The 17,144-nt window shown below is 37.5% G+C and carries 22 protein-coding genes and 1 pseudogene; 21 read left to right on the top strand and 2 right to left on the bottom strand.

Annotated elements, in window-relative coordinates; translation table 11 throughout:
* The first annotated feature begins 136 nt into the window (after nt 1-136).
* The 10 genes from eco (at nt 137) to OWR28_RS16685 (ending at nt 8,103) form a co-directional block, all read left to right on the top strand.
* A complete protein-coding gene (gene eco, locus OWR28_RS16730) occupies nt 137-625 on the top strand; it encodes a serine protease inhibitor ecotin (protein ID WP_332387632.1) in 489 nt (162 codons plus the stop codon).
* A 1,578-nt stretch (nt 626-2,203) separates the two neighbouring features.
* Complete coding sequence (locus tag OWR28_RS16725) at nt 2,204-2,896, top strand: TolC family protein (RefSeq protein ID WP_332387631.1); 693 nt, start codon at nt 2,204-2,206, stop codon at nt 2,894-2,896.
* Nucleotides 2,897-2,922: 26 nt separating this feature from the next.
* Nucleotides 2,923-3,621, top strand: coding sequence for a TolC family protein (locus tag OWR28_RS16720; RefSeq protein ID WP_332387630.1), 699 nt, complete (start codon nt 2,923-2,925; stop codon nt 3,619-3,621).
* Between the two features lie 11 nt (nt 3,622-3,632).
* Nucleotides 3,633-4,589: a biotin/lipoyl-binding protein gene (locus OWR28_RS16715; protein WP_332387629.1), complete on the top strand. Its 957-nt coding sequence runs from the start codon at nt 3,633-3,635 to the stop codon at nt 4,587-4,589.
* 64 nt (nt 4,590-4,653) lie between these two features.
* Complete coding sequence (locus OWR28_RS16710) at nt 4,654-5,862, top strand: ABC transporter permease (RefSeq protein WP_332387628.1); 1,209 nt, start codon at nt 4,654-4,656, stop codon at nt 5,860-5,862.
* Nucleotides 5,863-6,212: 350 nt separating this feature from the next.
* Entirely contained in the window at nt 6,213-6,668 is a 456-nt protein-coding gene (locus tag OWR28_RS16705) for a DUF1569 domain-containing protein (protein WP_332387627.1), read from the top strand.
* A gap of 12 nt (nt 6,669-6,680) precedes the next feature.
* Nucleotides 6,681-6,887, top strand: coding sequence for a hypothetical protein (locus OWR28_RS16700; RefSeq protein WP_332387626.1), 207 nt, complete (start codon nt 6,681-6,683; stop codon nt 6,885-6,887).
* Between the two features lie 18 nt (nt 6,888-6,905).
* Nucleotides 6,906-7,139: a hypothetical protein gene (locus OWR28_RS16695; RefSeq protein WP_332387625.1), complete on the top strand. Its 234-nt coding sequence runs from the start codon at nt 6,906-6,908 to the stop codon at nt 7,137-7,139.
* Between the two features lie 86 nt (nt 7,140-7,225).
* The gene (locus OWR28_RS16690) at nt 7,226-7,597 is read left to right on the top strand and encodes a VOC family protein (protein ID WP_332387624.1); all 372 of its coding nucleotides are present in this window, start codon (nt 7,226-7,228) and stop codon (nt 7,595-7,597) included.
* 56 nt (nt 7,598-7,653) lie between these two features.
* Nucleotides 7,654-8,103 carry a VOC family protein gene (locus tag OWR28_RS16685; protein ID WP_332387623.1) on the top strand — a complete coding sequence of 150 codons (450 nt, stop codon included), beginning with the start codon at nt 7,654-7,656 and terminating at the stop codon, nt 8,101-8,103.
* Between the two features lie 75 nt (nt 8,104-8,178).
* On the opposite strand, the gene OWR28_RS16680 is transcribed toward OWR28_RS16685, so the two are convergent.
* Nucleotides 8,179-8,463: a T9SS type A sorting domain-containing protein gene (locus OWR28_RS16680; RefSeq protein WP_332387622.1), complete on the bottom strand. Its 285-nt coding sequence runs from the start codon at nt 8,461-8,463 to the stop codon at nt 8,179-8,181.
* A gap of 86 nt (nt 8,464-8,549) precedes the next feature.
* The gene (locus OWR28_RS16675) at nt 8,550-9,023 is read right to left on the bottom strand and encodes a hypothetical protein (RefSeq protein ID WP_332387621.1); all 474 of its coding nucleotides are present in this window, start codon (nt 9,021-9,023) and stop codon (nt 8,550-8,552) included.
* 311 nt (nt 9,024-9,334) lie between these two features.
* Here OWR28_RS16675 and OWR28_RS16670 point away from each other — a divergent pair, with 311 nt between their 5' ends.
* From OWR28_RS16670 to OWR28_RS16620, 11 genes and pseudogenes are all read left to right on the top strand, one after another.
* The gene (locus OWR28_RS16670; RefSeq protein WP_332387620.1) at nt 9,335-9,661 is read left to right on the top strand and encodes a hypothetical protein; all 327 of its coding nucleotides are present in this window, start codon (nt 9,335-9,337) and stop codon (nt 9,659-9,661) included.
* A gap of 17 nt (nt 9,662-9,678) precedes the next feature.
* Complete coding sequence (locus tag OWR28_RS16665; RefSeq protein WP_332387619.1) at nt 9,679-10,311, top strand: hypothetical protein; 633 nt, start codon at nt 9,679-9,681, stop codon at nt 10,309-10,311.
* Nucleotides 10,312-10,332: 21 nt separating this feature from the next.
* Nucleotides 10,333-11,109, top strand: coding sequence for a sensor histidine kinase (locus OWR28_RS16660; protein ID WP_332387618.1), 777 nt, complete (start codon nt 10,333-10,335; stop codon nt 11,107-11,109).
* A gap of 11 nt (nt 11,110-11,120) precedes the next feature.
* The gene (locus OWR28_RS16655) at nt 11,121-11,525 is read left to right on the top strand and encodes a response regulator transcription factor (protein WP_332387617.1); all 405 of its coding nucleotides are present in this window, start codon (nt 11,121-11,123) and stop codon (nt 11,523-11,525) included.
* On the top strand, nt 11,525-11,770 hold the full coding sequence (locus OWR28_RS16650; RefSeq protein WP_332387616.1) for a helix-turn-helix transcriptional regulator: 246 nt from the start codon (nt 11,525-11,527) through the stop codon (nt 11,768-11,770). Before OWR28_RS16655 ends, OWR28_RS16650 begins: the two co-directional genes overlap by 1 nt.
* 341 nt (nt 11,771-12,111) lie before the next feature.
* Nucleotides 12,112-12,788, top strand: a pseudogene (locus OWR28_RS16645) (DUF2490 domain-containing protein).
* Nucleotides 12,789-12,860: 72 nt separating this feature from the next.
* Nucleotides 12,861-13,799 carry a bestrophin family ion channel gene (locus tag OWR28_RS16640; protein WP_332387615.1) on the top strand — a complete coding sequence of 313 codons (939 nt, stop codon included), beginning with the start codon at nt 12,861-12,863 and terminating at the stop codon, nt 13,797-13,799.
* A 191-nt stretch (nt 13,800-13,990) separates the two neighbouring features.
* On the top strand, nt 13,991-15,604 hold the full coding sequence (locus OWR28_RS16635; protein ID WP_002977946.1) for a Na+/H+ antiporter: 1,614 nt from the start codon (nt 13,991-13,993) through the stop codon (nt 15,602-15,604).
* Nucleotides 15,605-15,824: 220 nt separating this feature from the next.
* The gene (locus OWR28_RS16630; RefSeq protein ID WP_332387614.1) at nt 15,825-16,250 is read left to right on the top strand and encodes an SRPBCC family protein; all 426 of its coding nucleotides are present in this window, start codon (nt 15,825-15,827) and stop codon (nt 16,248-16,250) included.
* A 3-nt stretch (nt 16,251-16,253) separates the two neighbouring features.
* Nucleotides 16,254-16,760: a GNAT family N-acetyltransferase gene (locus tag OWR28_RS16625; RefSeq protein ID WP_332387613.1), complete on the top strand. Its 507-nt coding sequence runs from the start codon at nt 16,254-16,256 to the stop codon at nt 16,758-16,760.
* Entirely contained in the window at nt 16,757-17,140 is a 384-nt protein-coding gene (locus OWR28_RS16620; protein WP_332387612.1) for a VOC family protein, read from the top strand. Before OWR28_RS16625 ends, OWR28_RS16620 begins: the two co-directional genes overlap by 4 nt.
* The last annotated feature ends 4 nt before the right edge of the window (nt 17,141-17,144 follow it).

The raw sequence follows: 17,144 nt of genomic DNA, 5'->3' as shown, positions 1-17,144 counted from the left end.
AACTGTAGTAATTTTTACTGCAGTTTTTTGTTTAACGATTTTTAGGTAGGATAGAATTAAATCGAAAAATCAAACAAATGTTTAATTTTGGAATGGTTTTTGAAATCAGATGAATACAAATTAAAAAATTATAAAGATGAAATTTTCTAAAACTTTAATTACAGGATTGGTATTGATGGCTGGGGTAAATGCTTTTGCACAAAAGAAAGCAGAAAAGTTTGAAAAACTACAGATCGAAATGTTCCCAAAGGCAAAAGAAGGATATAAGCAGGTATATATTCAGCTTCCCGTAGCAAAAAACGAAAAGGATTTAAAAGTTGAACTTTTTGTTGGGGCTGAAAAAATGTTAGACTGTAACAATTACTTCCTGATGGGAGAAATGAAAACCCAGGATCTTCAGGGGTGGGGATACAACTATTATGAAGTAGAATCTAATGGCGAAACAGGAGGTACCCTGATGGCCTGCCCGGATAAAAAACTGACTAAAAAGTTTGTGACTTTAAAGCCTGAAATTGTAAGATACAACAGTAAACTGCCGTTGGTATTCTATGTACCGAAAGATATCGAAGTTCGTTACAGAATTTTACGTCCGGATGCTGCGATGAAAAAAGCAGTTCAAAAATAAACCAGCGTATTATAATGATACAGAAAACTCCCCACATGCTGTGAGGAGTTTTTCGTTTTCTTTGAAGGATGTATTCGTGGCAATTCAACGTTGTTTCTGTCATTCCGCAGGAATCCGGCTTCCAATATTCAGAGTCAACATAAATGATAGTGTTTTCTGTTACCAATGGTTTTAGGTTTTGGCTGAAGCTAACTGGAATTTGCTTTTATTAAACGGGCTAAAGCCCGTTCCTATTGAATGTTGTTTTTCACAGATTTTATAGATGAAGTAATTTATTATATAAACCTATCCATCCCACTTGTCATTCCGCAGGAATCCGGCTTCCAATATTCAGAGTCAACATAAATGATAGTGTTTTCTGTTGCCAATGGTTTTAGGTTTGGCTGAAGCCAACTGGAATTTGTTTTTGTTAAACGGGCTAAGCCCGTTCCTATTGAGTGTTATTTTTCACAGATTTTATAGATGAAGTAATTTATTATATAAACCTATCCATTCACTTGTCATTCCGCAGGAATCCAGCTTCCAATATTCAGGGCCAACATAAATGATAGTGTTTCTGTTGCCAATGGTTTTAGGTTTTGGCTGAAGCCAACTGGAATTTGTTTTTATTAAACGGGCTAAGCCCGTTCCTATTGAGTGTTGTTTTTCACAGATTTTATAGATGAAGTAATTTATTATATAAACCTATCCATCCCACTTGTCATTCCGCAGGAATCCGGCTTCCAATATTCAGGGCCAACATAAATGATAGTGTTTCTGCTGCCAATGATTTTAGGTTTTGGCTGAAGCCAACTGGAATTTGCTTTTATTAAACGGGCTAAAGCCCGTTCCTATTGAGTGTTGTTTTTCACAGATTTTATAGATGAAGTAATTTATTATATAAACCTATCCATCCAACTTGTCATTCCGCAGGAATCCGGCTCCCAATATTCAGGGCCAACATAAATGATAGTGTTTTCTGCTGTCAATGATTTTAGATTTTGGCTGAAGCCAACTGGAATTTGCTTTTATTAAACGGGCTAAAGGCCGTTCCTATTGAATATTATTTTTCACAGATTTTATAGATGAAGTAATTTATTATATAAACCTATCCATTCACTTGTCATTCCGGAGGAATCCGGCTCCCAATATTCAGGGCCAACATAAATGATAGTGTTTTCTGTTGTCAATGGTTTTAGGTTTTGGCTGAAGCCAATTGGAATTTTGTTTTTTATTAAACGGGCTAAAGCCCGTTCCTATTGAACAAATTTTACTGATTTCTAATTCAGAGCCTTTTCAAGTTTATCATTCCGCAGGAATCCGGATCCCAATATTCAGAGTAATTAATTTTCCGGAGAACGTTCTTTTCTTCCTTTGTTTCCTGCAAAAGTGCCGTAAAAAAAATACAGAAAAAGTAGAGTTAAAATTTTTTTTCAGTTTTTTTAGTATTTAATTAACATTTAAACGCTTCTGTCAAAACTTTATTTTGTAGGGCTTTGAACCTAAACATATTTTAAACTTACTTTAAATTCACTACATTGTAGAATTATCTTTAAGCATTTAACCTTTTTTGCATTATATTTGTTGTAAACATAAACCATGAAAAACAATTTATTGATTTTTACGTTTAGTTTTTTTGCTTTCCCCGCTTTTGGCTGGGCACAGTCTGCGCCGGATTTTAAAGAACTTCTGGATAGTGCTATGGTTCGGGATTCGAACCTTAAAATGCAGATTACCCAAAACAAACTTACCGATCTGGATGAACATAAATTGAAAGATATCTTTCTTCCAACACTGGAATTAAGTGGTCAGGCCGGTTATCTCAACGGAACAGCAAGACTTACGTCACCGGAATTCAATCTCGCTCCCTTTATTAATATTCCGGAAGGGACTTTCAACAATAATTTCAATGTATCAGGATTTTCAGGAATTGCCAAAGCAGATGCCAAAATGCTTCTGTATTCGGGAGGAAAAGTAAAATACATGAAAAAAGCTGTTGAAGAAAAGAAAAAGTCTGAAGATATACTTCTGGAGAAAACAAAAGATGAAGTTATTGCCACTATTTCCAGAGCGTATGATCAGCTGGCTCTGATTCATCAGTCTAAAAAAGTGCTGGACGAAAGTAAAAAAAGACTGGATATCAACAGGAAAACTGCAGACAAAGCTCTTGGTTACGGTCTGATTACTCCTTATGATCATAAGAAGATTGAGCTGGCACAAGCTACTTTAAATGCTAAAATGGTAGAATATGAAGGTAAAAAGAATTACTTCTTACCCAGCTTTATGTTTTAACCGGAATCAATAAGGAAAGGCTTAGAATGATCGATCCGGTATTATCTCCGGTAGAACTGCTGGCTGCAGAAAAAGGAATAGAGCAGAGAGCAGAAATCCGTGCTTTGGAACATGGCATCAGTGCTGCAGATTATAAGATAAAAGCCGAAAGGACTTGGATGATTCCTAAAGTACAGCTGATGGCTTCTGCTTATTATATCGGATTGTATGGGAACAGAATAAAATCCTCAGAAAATATAATCCCGGCAGTTCCATTGCTTGGATATGAAGGGAAAAAACTGGACTGGAGGCCCAATAATATTAATGTATTTCCATTGATTACAGCAGGAGTAGGCTTTAAATGGGAAATTTTTGACGGTAAGGAAGGAAAACATGCCGAAGAAACAGCCAAAGTCGGAAAAGAGGTATTACAAAACCAGAAAGAAGATGCTCTGAAAAAACTGACACTGAATCTGGCCAATAACCAAACCAATTATGATATTGCTTCCGCACAGATTACCCTGAAAGCCAAAGAAAAAGAGCTTGCAAAAAATGCACTCGTACAGGCAGAAAAAGAATTCAGATACGGAATGAGCAAATCTTCACAGCTCATTGATGCAGAAAATGATCTTGAAGCTGCCGAACTGGAATACCAGAATGCTGTTTTTAACCAGAGAAGAGCGGGAATAGAACTGATGAGGTCTACTCAGGAGCTGGATATCACTAAATTTTATTTAATTCCTTAACCATTTAAATCATGCATAAAAATATATCTCTACTCTTCGCCGCTCTGATTTTATTGGGGAGCTGTGACAAAAAGAACGAAAAGATCAAAGAACCGGAAGGGAAAACCAAGAAAGATGTGATCTCTTTTGCCCCTAAAGTCACCGGAAGGATTTTAAAAATATATGTTTCCGAAGGGCAGACTGTGAAAAAAGGTGATACCCTGGCACAGCTTGATGTCCCTGAAGTTTCTGCAAAAATAGCGCAGGCACAAGGAGCAGTAAGTGCTGCTACCGCGCAGGAACAAATGGCTAAAAACGGTGCAACAGCCGATCAGCTGAAACAGCTTCAGGCCAAATATAAAGGATTGAAAGAGCAATATGAATTTGCCCAGAAATCTTATAAAAGAGCCAATAATATGTTCCGTGACAGCTTAATGTCTCCGCAAGCCCATGACGAAATCTATGCCAAATTACAGGGGGCGAAAGCTCAGTATGATGCTGTAGTGGCTGAATTGGATGACGTAAAAAGAGGAACCCGCTTCGAAAAAGTGGAGATGGCGGCAGGACAGGCTTCACAGGCAAAAGGAGCTTTACAGGAAGCCAATGTCGCATATTCAGAGAGATATATCATTGCGACCAACGATATGGAAATAGAAACCATCAGCTTAAACACCGGTGAGCTTGCAACGGCAGGGTTTGCATTATTCAACGGATATATTCCGGAAAGTACATATTTCAGATTTACCATTCCGGAAAGTGCCATTTCAAAATATAAAAAAGGGCAGGAAGTAACAATGCAGGTGGTGTACAATAAAGAAAACCTGACAGGAACCATCGTGTATATCAAACAGCTGACAAAGTATGCGGATATTACTACTGCCTATCCGGATTATCAGCTGCAGGATGCGATCTACGAGATCAAAGTAAAACCTAAGGATATGAATAAAGCTAAAAATATTCTGGTTAATGCCAATGTAATCCTTAAATAAATGAAACAGAACGGATAGAATTTCAGCGAATTCCATTACGTTTCCAACCTATAAAAATATACAGATGAAAGAATTTTTCCGTCTTTTAAAACGCGAGTTTAAACTTTTTATCGGCAATTCTACCTTAAGGACGGTGTTTTTTCTGGCACCGGTGTTCTATGCAACCTTGCTGGGGTTTGTCTACAAAAGCGGAAAAGTTGAAAATACACCTGTATTGGTTGTCGACAGAGATAATACCCCTTTGTCAAACCAATTGACGGAAATGCTCGAAGACAATAAAAGCATTAAGGTTTTCAGATACCTGCAGGAGCCTCTCAGTATCAAAGACGAAGTGATCAGACATGAGGCGGCAGCAGTGGTAATTATTCCTTCCAGATTTGAAGGAGATATGCTGCAGAAAAAGTATCCTGAACTTAATGTTTATATCAATACCGGGAATGTTTTAACAGCCAATTTTGCATCCAAAGCACTTCAGCTGACCATTGGAACATTCTCAGCCGGAGCTTCCATCAAAGCCCTCCAAAAGGCGGGAATGCCCGCTGCAAAGGCTGCTACACAATATGAACCTTTCAAAGCCAATTACATTACGCTATTCAATACTACCGGAAACTACCTTATTTTCATGTGGCCGGCTATGCTTGCAGTGGTTTTACAGCAGGTAATTCTGTTGGCTATGGCCGTAAGTTTTGCCGCAGAATTTGAAAGAGGCTCTTTTGTAAAGGAATACCTGAAAATGAAAAGATGGGCTTTCCCGACCATGCTGATTAAGGTAATACCAATCTGGGTGTTCTCTGTTCTTATTGTAGGTATTTATTACTTTATGCATATGATCTTCAGGGTTCCGATGCCGGAAGGGATACTCAATTTTATTCTTCTTACAGCTGTTTTTGTGGGATCCGTTTCATTTCTGGGTGTCTTTATCAGTATTCTGATTCCGGATGCATTGAAAGCAACACAGATCCTGATGGTTATCGCTTCACCGGCGTTCATTATCAGTGGCTTTACCTGGCCTCTGAATGCGATGCCTGCCTTTGTTCAGTTTATCGCGAATATTATTCCGCTGACTCCCTTTTTACAGGCCTTTAAAATCTTATTGATTCAAAAGGGATCGGTAGAACTTACTTTTCCTTACCTGAAACATTTAAGTATTCTTTTAGTAATATATGCTGTTATTGGCTGGATTGCTTTAAAGATCAAGCTTTGGTTTATATTCAAAAAAGCTGCTCCACAGGAAATTGCGGTAGAGAATAGTTCTCCGGAGGATAGTGAGTAGTTTTTTAGTTGCTGGTTGCTGGTTAGTGGTTAAGAATACTAAGATTAAATTATTCAAAACAATAACACAAAAAATAAATTCAAAGAATAGCCTGCATCATCCAGACTCCACCTTCGCAAACCTCAAAATTCCGCAACATCGAAACCCGGAACACGTACCTTATAGCTTAACCGTATAACACCTCACCCTTTATCCCTAACCTGCAACCAACAACTCGCAACCCATCAACTAGAGCCAGCAACCCGTAACCCTATACCTCGAATCCTATACGCCAATTTCTCCTTTTTTCAACCGGCTATAAAATCAAACAAAAAAACTGATATATTTGTCTGTTGTAAAATAGAAATTATATGGAAAATGTATTTGATGCAAAAGATGCTCAAAACTATATAGATAGAATCAACAGGTTGGTGGAAGATACCCATGGTTTGTGGGGGAAAATGACGGTGGATCAGATGCTGGCACACTGTTGTATAACCTACGAAATGGTATACGAACCGGAAAAACACAAAAAACCTGGGGCTATTGCAAAATTTATATTGAAGACTTTTGTAAAACCTAAAGTGGTAGGGGAAAAAGCCTATCCAAGAGATTCTCCTACAGCACCCCAGTTTTTGATTACCACCAGAAAAAATTTTCATGAAGAAAAAACAAGACTGATAGGTTTTATTCAGAAGACACAGCAATTGGGAGCAGAGGCTTTCGATGGGAAAGAGTCTTTCTCTTTTGGAAAATTAAATGCTCAGGAATGGAACAATATGTTTGCCAAGCATCTGAACCATCACCTGGCACAGTTTGGAGTATAAACACAACATTACATGAAAAAACTTTTATTACTTTTTGTTCTGGCTGCCAATTTTGTAATGGGCCAGATGCCGGATATTTCCAATGCATGGCTGAATAATAGTAAACCTTATCTAGGCACTATCGGAAACAAGGGTCAGGAACTGAAACTAAAGATCAATATCTCTGAACAGAATAAAAAAATGATCAGGAATATTTCGTTTCAGGGTATTCTCTTGTAGATACCAATTATACAAAATTTGAAGGTAAAATTACCATTTCAAAATATAAAGATTCCAGGAAGCAGGGAACAGTATATGGCGAATATGAGCTGGCAGAAGAGAATAAAGGAAAGCATTCCGGCCTTTTCAAAGGGAAATTTACCTATAATTTTAAATGGAACAAGAAAACAGAGAAAATTGAAGGGCAGTACATTGAGCTTACAGGAGACTGGAAAAGTTATGACGGAACCCTTGAATTTAAAACCCATCTGAAAAATCAGTAACAGCCCCTCATCATCTTATACCGGACTTAAAAATACCTCAGACCTCAGGTCTTATCTTAAAAACTCACTAACACTATGAAACTAGGCGCATTTTCAATCAGCTTAAGCGTAAAGGATCTTCAGAAATCCAAAGACTTCTATGAGAAGCTGGGTTTTACAACAATGGCAGGAACGGAAGAACAGAACTACCTGATCATGAAAAACGGTTCCACACTGATAGGGCTTTTCCAGGCCATGTTCGACGGGAATATGCTTACTTTCAATCCGGGATGGGATGAAAATGCACAAAATCTTGATTCTTTTGATGATGTACGCGAAATTCAGAAAAGATTAAAAGAAAGTGGAGTGGAAATCGGCAGAGAAGCAGACGAAACAACCTCAGGACCTGAACATATCTACCTGAAAGATCCGGATGGCAATATGATTTTAATAGATCAGCACAGGTAGATCAGGATCATTATACAAAGATGACTTAAAACAAACTTAACTTATAAAAAACAATCATGGCAACAGTAAACGTTTATTTAACATTCAACGGCAATTGCAGAGAAGCATTTGATTTCTACAAATCTGTGTTCGGAGGAGAATATCCTTACATCGGAACTTTTGGAGAAATGCCTCCAATGGAGGGAAAAGAAACCCCGGAAGAAGATAAAAACAAGATCATGCACGTTTCGCTTCCGATCTCTAAGGAAACGATTTTGATGGGAAGTGATACCGGCGGAGAATGGTCTTCCAGTTTCAAGGCAGGAAATAACTTTTCTATTTCTGTAAATGCAGAGTCTAAAGAAGAGGCAGACAAATTATTCGGTGGCCTTTCTGCAGGAGGACAGGTAACAATGCCTATGGCAGATACGTTCTGGGGAGCTTATTTCGGAATGTTTACTGATAAATTCGGGATTAACTGGATGGTAAACTATGACGATCCTGCGAAAATGCAGCAGCATCCTTAATCATTTGAATTCAAAATAATAAAAACCGGCAGCTAACTGTCGGTTTTTTTATTTACTGGCAAAGGCTTAAACTTCTTAGTCCTTTTTGATGATTTTATAGCTGGCCGTTTCTGTTTTGATGAGATAGATTCCCTGAGGCAGTTCGGTAATATCAAACATATTTTCATCGTTTGTCGCTTCTGCAGACTTTATGAGTTTTCCGGACTGGTCATACAAAGAAATTTTATCATTTTTATTCACATGATCAATATGGAAGATACCCGAAGTTGGATTAGGATAAATATTCCCTTTGTCTTGGATCGTGTTTTCTGAGGTTCCCAAAGTGGAAATTTTTGACCATGTAAATGCATCCAGGCACATATAAACATATCCTCCGGTGGATTGCAGCTGGATCTCATCAATTACAGTATTGCTGTTATTCTGATTATTCAGAGTGGCAAGGTCAATCAGAGTAAACCCATTGCTGATGCCTGTCGTTCCCGTAGTGGCATTGAATGTTGTATTAAAACCGGATGTTTTGGTGGTGGTAACTTTGGAATCCCTCCTAATTTTCCTGTGATGATAAGGGTTCCTGATGAGGTAGACTGGTTTAAAGCAATATTGCTTAAAAATACCCAAAATTTTGATACTGTGAATGAAGAACTGCTCTTAAGACTGAATGAAGGAGAGCTGATATTCGTTGTTCCGGTATTGTCAATGTAGACATTGTCATTGGCTGTTCCGTTCCAGCCGGTGTTTGGATAATTGCCCTGAATTCTGAAAGTTCCGGCCTGTGAAATAATATTGAAAGTATATCCATTGCTGATAAAACTGGTACTGCCGCCAGATGAATTTTCAAAAGTTACCGTTGTTGTCTGTGCATTGATCAGTGCAATCGTGCTTAAGAAAACAAAAATGGCAAAAGAGATAATTTTTTTCATGGTATAGATTTTTAAGGGATGAAGAAAGTGAAAGACCTCCTGTCCTGTTGGATTCTGTTTGAATTTTCCTGTAAAGGATACCACAAAGTAACGATGAAAGATACAGCCGTTACAGCGTAGTAAATACCGGATTTAAAAACGCGTAGAAATACGCAGTTTTGTTCATTGCTATTGTTATAATTTTGAAAAATAGAGATTATGTTATGGAAAATAAATTTATTTCACGGTATGGTTGGTTTTTTCATAACTTGTAGTGTGCAATTACAGGAACTTTTTTAAAAACCTATTATATAATTTAAAACGAGAAAACTATGGAATTACCTAAGCATGCAGTATCATTGGATGATGCTAAAACATGGATCAGCAACTGGCAGAGTAGAAATGATATTGACGGAATGTCAATAAAAGCGCATATTATTCCTGTACAAGATGTAAATGATATTTTCAACAAGGATAAAGGCTTTGAACAATATCGCGGATATAACGCGATCACTGATCAGGGAGAGTTTAAATTTTTAATGGTAGGAGTGGATGCTTATGGGAACGATATTGTCAATTATGAGGACGGATTTTATGTATATGACATGACCACACCCTGCCCGAGTGTATGTTCTGCTGAGAAATGGTGGAATCTGTAACCTGAAAACCGAAGATCTTGGATCATTGGATTGAAATATTGTCATTAATTGGAAAAGGCATTCTGCTGATTAATCTGGCAGTATACGGTATAGGTTTTTCCGGTTCCGGAAAAGCCTATACATTTTTCATCAGTTATCTGGCCTGGATATTAATTTGTGAAATCGTATTCTATGTACTGAATTCCCAGAAGATCAATAATCTGTTTTTCTCACATTATTATCTGATAGGTCAGTTTTTGCTGCTGGGATTGTTCTTTCATGAGATTTTAACGGAAAAGTATCAGAAAAAAGCAACACGTATTCTTTTAATTACCATTCCTGTTATTCTCATCATACAGTATATGATAGATCCGGAAAAATATTATGTTTTTAATCTGTTTGAAATTTTTGTCACTTCTTATTCTATTATAATTCTGGCATTATTTCATTTGTATAATATATTGGATACTCCGAAGAAATATAATTATATAAGCCTGGGACTTTTGCTGTATCTCATAAGCAGTACGGTTATATTTTTGTCCGGAAACCTGTATACGGTGATGAACAGGAAGCTGCATAAAGAGATATGGGTTTTCAATGTTGTTATGTTTATTGTGTACCAGATTTTTATTCTGGCAGAATATCTTTCTTCCCGTAGAAAAAATGTGTAATTACTGTTATGATTTTACAAAATGAATGAAAATACAATTATTTCCACTATCGTTTATACCTTTCTGGCATTTACTTTACTGGCCGTTACGCTGATCATATTTTATTATTTTTCAAACAAGAAAATAACAAGAAATCTTATTCAGAAAAAAGAACTGGAACTCAGGTATGAGAAAGACCTTACCCATGCTATTATCAGTGCTCAGGAAAAGGAGAGACTGAGGATAGCTCAGGATCTGCATGATGACATCAGTTCAAAACTGAGTGTGGTTTCTTTAAATATCCATCTTTTGGATTTTGATAATCTTCCCAGGGAAGAGTATAATGACCTGAAAAATAAAATTATACATCTGGTCAATAAAACTGCCGAAAGTGCCAGACAGATTTCTCACGATCTGCTTCCTCCCATTTTAGAAAAATTTGGACTGCATGCTGCCATAGATGCATTGTGTTCAGAAATTAACCTGTCCAAAAAACTGCAGGTTACCTATTCCAGCAGTTTGTATTTTGCAAAAGCGGAAGATGTAAAAAATTTACATATCTTTAGAATACTTCAGGAGCTTATCAATAATTCTATAAAACATGGTGAAAGTACCCATATTGATATAGAATTTTTGGGAAAAAACGGAAAAAATACATGTATTTATAAAGATGACGGCAAAGGATTTAATCCTGATGAAAATACCCTGAAAGGGGGACTGGGCCTGCGAAATATCAGAAGCCGTGTAGAGCTGATCAATGGAACACTGAAAATTGAAAGTGAAAACAATAAAGGAACCACTGTAGAATTTACATTTTAAATATTGATGAGATGGAAAAAGATATCATTCGTGTAACAATTGTAGACGATGAAGCACTGTTTCGTCAGGGGATTTCATTGCTGATACAAAGGGAAAAAGACATAGAACTGGTGGGCGAATTCAGTAACGGGAAAGAGCTGCTTGATGCGCTTATAACCCTTCAGGAACTGCCGGATATTATTCTGATGGATCTTAATATGCCGGAAATAAACGGGGTAGAGGCTACCAAACAAATTCATATCAAATATCCTCAGATCAAAATCATTGCATTAACCAGCTATAATACAAAAGCATTTATCGTCAATATGATACAGTCGGGAGCTTGTTCCTTTCTTAAAAAAACTCAAGCCCCGCCGAATTACTTACTGCAATCCGGGAAGTATATAGTAAAGGTTTTTTTTATAATAATGAAGTAATGGAAGCATTACATCAGAATCTTACAGAACCTAAAAAGAAAGTTTCCAGTATTTTTGATGCCAATCATATTTCCAAAAGAGAAAAAGAAGTATTGGAACTGATCTGTAAACAATACAACACTGCCGAAATTGCAGACCTGCTTTTTATAAGCTCCAGAACCGTTGAGGGGCACCGCAACAGTCTTTTGTTGAAAACCGGAGCCAAAAAATACTGCAGGATTGGTGGTATATGCCATAGAAAGTAAAATTGCAGATATGAACTACTTAAAAGACCGCTTCGAATAAGCATTTATAGAATGAGTCCACTAAAATCCAGCATCCTTTTATATTTTTTGATTCATTGAGTTTTTACGTTTCTAAAATTTTAAAAACTTGCATTGTAAAAGTCAGAAAAATGCAAAAGGATGAAATCTGCTGTTGAAAAAGTTGTATCGTAAGTGATATTCTGGCAAAAATCCCACCTGCTTCTTATATAAATCAGATACAAAAGAAAGCCTCTTTCTGTCCTGGCATTAAATATTGTTTGCTATTATTGATTTAAAATATTAATTTTGTTAAAAACGATAGATAATAGTAATTGATAAATATGAGAAAGGTTTTTACGAAGCTGGCATTCACAGTATTAGGTTTCGGATCCGTATTGACATTTGCTCAAAAGAGTGATCTGGGGGCATGGTACATGTATTTCGGAAATAATAAGATCAGTGAGAAGCTGAACTGGCATAATGAAATTCAGTACCGTAATTTCGATGCTGTTGGAGACCTTGAACAATTACTTATCCGTACAGGAATCGGGTATGATCTACAGAAAATAATAACAATGTTTTATTGGGATATGGCTTCATTCTTAGCCGGCCCTATGTAAACGGCGGGAAAAAGGAGAATATTGAGCACAGGATTTTCCAGCAGTATATTACCAAACAGAAATTTGGGCGTTTCTATCTTCAGCACCGTTACCGTTTGGAAGAACGTTTTCTGGAAGATGATTTCAGGATGAGATTCCGTTATATGCTGGGAGTCAATATTCCGATTACTCAAAAGGAAATGCTGCCAAAAACGCTGTATGCTTCAGTATATAACGAAATATTCCTGCATTTCAACAATCCCGTTTTCGACAGGAACAGAGTTTATGGAGCGTTAGGATATGTCATCAACAAAAATATGAGGATTGAAGCAGGGTATATGAATCAGATCCAGGAGAACCGAAACCGGGGACAGATTCAGATTGGTTTTTACAATAATATTCCGTTTACTAAAAACTAATGAAGCTGCTGCTGAATGCCCTGATGAAAACTATTATTTGAAATAAAAAATTAAACACAAAAATAAACACTTATGCATTCAGGAAAAAGATTCGGAGCCCGGGAGTTCATTATCTGGACCAGAAGGAGTATTTACGCTCTGATTGTGTTGTCAGCAATCCCTACAGTCCTGTACTTTCTGGGCTGGAAGTTTCTTTCCGTTCCATGGCAGCCGATTGCCATTATGGGAACAGCGGTTGCCTTTATCGTTGGATTTAAAAACAATGCCAGCTACAGCAGACTCTGGGAAGCAAGACAGATCTATGGAGCCATTATTAATGACAGCCGTAGCTTTGGGTATATGCTGAGAGATGCGCTGCTTTCCAAAGATCCGGATAAGGTAAAAGAAATGTTTTTTCGTCATTATGCATGGCTTACTGCATTGAGATTTCAGCTTCGTGAGCCCAGAGCATGGGAAAACATGGGCACAGATCAGTTTGATGAATATGCTAAGAAATATGATATTCCGGAAAGACTCTCCAAACTGGATGAGGAACTGAAAAAATACCTTTCTGGGCCCGAGCTTCAGTATATTTTGAGCAAAAAGAACAGGGCTACACAATTAATGGCCAGCCAGAGCAAGGCTTTGTCAGAAGCTTATGAAAAAGGGGCAGTCAATGATTTTCAATGGACGCAGATCAACCAACAACTGGTAAAATTCACTGATAATCAGGGGAAAGCTGAAAGAATTAAAAACTTTCCATATCCCAGAAATTTCTCTTCCATCACCACTTATCTTTTGCTTTTATTCATTGTTTTTGTGCCTTTCGGTTTATTGAAGGAATTTGATAAACTGGGTGATGGAACCATGGTGGAAGGATGGACTTTATGGTTTAATATTCCGTTTTCTTTATTGGTGACATGGTGTTTTCATACCCTGGACAGTGTGGGGAAGCTTCGGTTAATCCCTTTGAAGGAAGTCCCAATGACGTTCCCATCACCCAGATCAGCCGTACCATTGAAATCGATATGAGAGATATGCTGGATGAATTGATCTTCCGCCTGCTATTACTCCGAAGAATAATATCGTGCTTTAGATTGGCCTTTTTATGATCTTAGATATTGATTAATGACAGACTTCGGATATATCTAAACCTATCAGGTTTGGTAATAATAAATATTGATACCAAAAATAAAAATAATACTTAAAAAAACTAACTCAAAATGATTCACAGCTATGTTATAATATCCATTGCAGTCCTGCTGTCTGTGATGATATTGGTAATGATCGGCCAGAAATTAAAAGTAGCTTACCCTATTTTTCTTGTGATTGCAGGATTATTGATAAGCTTTGTGCCGGGAATGCCACGCATTGAAATAGAGCCTGACCTTGTTTTTCTTATTTTCCTGCCGCCTATTTTGTTTGAGGCAGCCTGGTTTACCTCATGGCAGGATTTTCATAAGTGGAGAAAACAGATTTTTTCCATGGCTTTCGGGTTGGTATTTTTAACCTCAATAGTGGTCGCTTACCTTTCGTCTTCCATTATTCCCGGACTTACCGTGGCAATGGGCTTCTTGCTGGGAGGAGTGAATTCTCCGCCGGATGCTGTTGCTGCCACTTCGGTTCTTAAGCATATGAAAATTCCAAAGAAAATCACTAATATTCTGGAAGGGGAGAGTCTTATCAATGATGCATCCAGTTTAATTGTATTTAAGTTTGCTCTGGCAGCCGTTATTTCCGGACAGTTTATCTGGAGGGATGCCGTTCAGGATTTCTTTACGATGGCAATCGGTGGAATTGCAGTAGGAGTGGCGGTAGGTTTCCTGTTTGGTGCTTTGTTAAAAGTTATCCCGACCAATTCCAATATAGATACCATTATTACCCTGATTGTACCTTACATTATGTATGTGGGTGCAGAGCATTTCCATTTTTCAGGGGTGCTTTCTGTTGTTGCAGGAGGATTATTGATGTCTTATAACTCACACTGTTATTTAAGCCATACTTCAAGGATTCAGTCCGGGAATGTATGGAGTGTACTCATATTCCTGATGAATACCATCATCTTTATTTTGATTGGTCTTGAACTTCCTATTGTAGTAGAGGGAATGAAAGAATATACCATTTCTGAAGGTATTTTCTACAGTGTAGTCATTGGAGGTGCTATTATCGGAACAAGAATCCTGTACAGCTATGCACTGATGTATTTTCCAAGAATCTGCTCCAAAGAATTAAGGTTAAAAGTTCCTAAGCCGGATTGGCGGGAACCGTTCATTATCAGTTTTGCTGCAATGAGAGGTGTGGTTTCACTGGCTGCGGCTTTGTCAATTCCAGCTTTCCTGCCAAACGGAGAAGCATTCCCGCACAGAAATATTATTCTATTTGTAACTTTTGTTATTATATTGATTACTCTGGTAGGACAGGGATTATTGCTTAGCCCGATCTTGAAGCTGTTGAACATTCAGGATGCCGGAAGTGAATTGCCGGAAGAAAAACAGGAAGTTATTCTTATGCGTAAACTGAAAGAAACAGCATTACACAAACTGGATAATGACTTTTCTGAGCTAACGGTTACCAACAGCTTGGTTCGCCACCAGAAGCATAAGCTGGAAAATGAAATGATGCTGATGGCAGATAAAGCCCAATGTATGGCTTCCACAGGAGATTATGTGTCGGCAATCAATGAAAATAAAGATGTCTTACGGCAGATCATCCAGGCGCAGAGAAACGAATTGCACCGGATGAAAAGAGAAAAAATATTTGATGATCATGTGATGAGAAGTATTGAAATGCAGCTGGATTTTGATGAAGCCAAGATCACCGGTTTTTCCCATGGGTAATTAAAGATAAGCCACAAAAGTCATAAAAGAATATAGACTGGAATAAGCCCGAATGGTGGAGAGATCACAAAATGAAAATCTATTGATTTTCAAGGCTTAAGGGTGCTTCTCAAGAGTAGAATCTTAAACTTTAAAACAGCTTGATTATTTTAAAAACTTTTGTGGCTTTTGTGGTTGGATATTACAAAATGTGTACATTTAAACATATTAAATTTATAATATGAGCACACCCATCACAGTTCAGTATAAAATAAATGCTCCGGTTGAAAAAGTCTGGAAAGCATTGACCGATAAAAATGAAATGAAATCCTGGTATTTTGATATCCGGGATTTTGTTTTGGAAACAGGTAAGAAATTCAATTTCTTTGAGCCTGGAGGAGCCAATAAGTATCACCATCAGGGTGAGATTTTAGAAGTCATTCCCAATCATAAATTAAAACATTCCTGGGCTTATCCTGATTTTTCAGATCAGAAAACAGTGGTAACCTGGGAGCTGCAGCCTGAAGACGGGCAAACCCTTGTAAAGCTGACTCACGAAAATATTGACAATTTCAGGGATTTAGGAGAAAATTTTTCAAGGCAAAACTTTACAGAAGGCTGGAATACGATTTTGGGACAGAGTTTAAAAGAATATTTAGAAAAATAAAAAATGGTCACATTACACCCTTTTACGATAGAGGATGCTCCACTACTGATTTCAAAGATAAAAGACGAAAGAATGCTTCTTCAGTTTGCCGGACCTGTATACCGTTTTCCTCTTACAGTACAACAGCTGGAAAAGGATTTGTCTGATGAAAACAGAACTTTATTTAACATTACAGACCAGGCCGGAAATACAATCGGGCATGCCCAGATATTTTTAAAAGAGAAGACTTTTCTGCTGGGAAGGATTTTGATCTGGGACGAGAACAACAGAGGAAAAGGGTATGGCAAAAAAGTAATGTATGAACTTCTGAGATATGGCTTCAGCCATTTTGATAGGGAGACAGCAGAACTCAACGTCTACGACTGGAATACCGGAGCTATTGAATGTTACCGGAAAGTAGGCTTTGTTTTTGACCCGGGTGTTAAAAGTGAAGCAACGATTGATAAGGAAACATGGGTCTCTTTGAATATGAAAATCCACAGAAATACTTTTGAACCGCAGAAATCATGACACAGTTTACCGCACTAAGGCCTGTTTTATGGACGGAAAATATTGATGAAACCATAGGATTCTATATGCGTGTCCTCGGTTTTACGCTTATGGGAAGGGATGATGCCTGGCAGTGGGCTTCCCTTCAAAAAGATGAAATATACCTGATGCTTTCTCAGCCCAATCAGCATGAAGCTGCTGCTGCAATCGGTTTTTCAGGCTCATTCTATTTCAATGTGAATAATGTAAATGATCTTTGGGAAGACCTTAAAACAAAAGCCAAAATCTGCTATGAGATTGAAACGTTTGAATGGGGAATGAGAGAATTTGCGATCTATGATAACAACGGTTATATATTACAATTTGGTGAAGCAGCAGATAATATTGGCAATACGGAATAAAATT

Source organism: Chryseobacterium sp. 1B4 (assembly GCF_036631475.1).
Classification (GTDB): domain Bacteria; phylum Bacteroidota; class Bacteroidia; order Flavobacteriales; family Weeksellaceae; genus Chryseobacterium.
This window is presented reverse-complemented; position numbering and strand designations above follow the sequence as displayed.

Excerpts from the sequence above, each read along its gene's own strand:
- OWR28_RS16690 (WP_332387624.1), top strand. The coding sequence starts at position 7,226 with ATGAAACTAGGCGCATTTTCAATCAGCTTAAGCGTAAAGGATCTTCAG.
- OWR28_RS16720 (WP_332387630.1), top strand. The coding sequence starts at position 2,923 with ATGATCGATCCGGTATTATCTCCGGTAGAACTGCTGGCTGCAGAAAAA.
- OWR28_RS16630 (WP_332387614.1), top strand. The coding sequence starts at position 15,825 with ATGAGCACACCCATCACAGTTCAGTATAAAATAAATGCTCCGGTTGAA.
- OWR28_RS16640 (WP_332387615.1), top strand. The coding sequence starts at position 12,861 with ATGCATTCAGGAAAAAGATTCGGAGCCCGGGAGTTCATTATCTGGACC.
- OWR28_RS16675 (WP_332387621.1), bottom strand. The coding sequence starts at position 9,023 with ATGAAAAAAATTATCTCTTTTGCCATTTTTGTTTTCTTAAGCACGATT.
- eco (WP_332387632.1), top strand. The coding sequence starts at position 137 with ATGAAATTTTCTAAAACTTTAATTACAGGATTGGTATTGATGGCTGGG.
- OWR28_RS16715 (WP_332387629.1), top strand. The coding sequence starts at position 3,633 with ATGCATAAAAATATATCTCTACTCTTCGCCGCTCTGATTTTATTGGGG.
- OWR28_RS16685 (WP_332387623.1), top strand. The coding sequence starts at position 7,654 with ATGGCAACAGTAAACGTTTATTTAACATTCAACGGCAATTGCAGAGAA.
- OWR28_RS16700 (WP_332387626.1), top strand. The coding sequence starts at position 6,681 with ATGAAAAAACTTTTATTACTTTTTGTTCTGGCTGCCAATTTTGTAATG.
- OWR28_RS16625 (WP_332387613.1), top strand. The coding sequence starts at position 16,254 with ATGGTCACATTACACCCTTTTACGATAGAGGATGCTCCACTACTGATT.
- OWR28_RS16655 (WP_332387617.1), top strand. The coding sequence starts at position 11,121 with ATGGAAAAAGATATCATTCGTGTAACAATTGTAGACGATGAAGCACTG.
- OWR28_RS16660 (WP_332387618.1), top strand. The coding sequence starts at position 10,333 with ATGAATGAAAATACAATTATTTCCACTATCGTTTATACCTTTCTGGCA.
- OWR28_RS16680 (WP_332387622.1), bottom strand. The coding sequence starts at position 8,463 with ATGTGCCTGGATGCATTTACATGGTCAAAAATTTCCACTTTGGGAACC.
- OWR28_RS16650 (WP_332387616.1), top strand. The coding sequence starts at position 11,525 with ATGGAAGCATTACATCAGAATCTTACAGAACCTAAAAAGAAAGTTTCC.
- OWR28_RS16710 (WP_332387628.1), top strand. The coding sequence starts at position 4,654 with ATGAAAGAATTTTTCCGTCTTTTAAAACGCGAGTTTAAACTTTTTATC.
- OWR28_RS16620 (WP_332387612.1), top strand. The coding sequence starts at position 16,757 with ATGACACAGTTTACCGCACTAAGGCCTGTTTTATGGACGGAAAATATT.
- OWR28_RS16635 (WP_002977946.1), top strand. The coding sequence starts at position 13,991 with ATGATTCACAGCTATGTTATAATATCCATTGCAGTCCTGCTGTCTGTG.
- OWR28_RS16670 (WP_332387620.1), top strand. The coding sequence starts at position 9,335 with ATGGAATTACCTAAGCATGCAGTATCATTGGATGATGCTAAAACATGG.
- OWR28_RS16705 (WP_332387627.1), top strand. The coding sequence starts at position 6,213 with ATGGAAAATGTATTTGATGCAAAAGATGCTCAAAACTATATAGATAGA.
- OWR28_RS16725 (WP_332387631.1), top strand. The coding sequence starts at position 2,204 with ATGAAAAACAATTTATTGATTTTTACGTTTAGTTTTTTTGCTTTCCCC.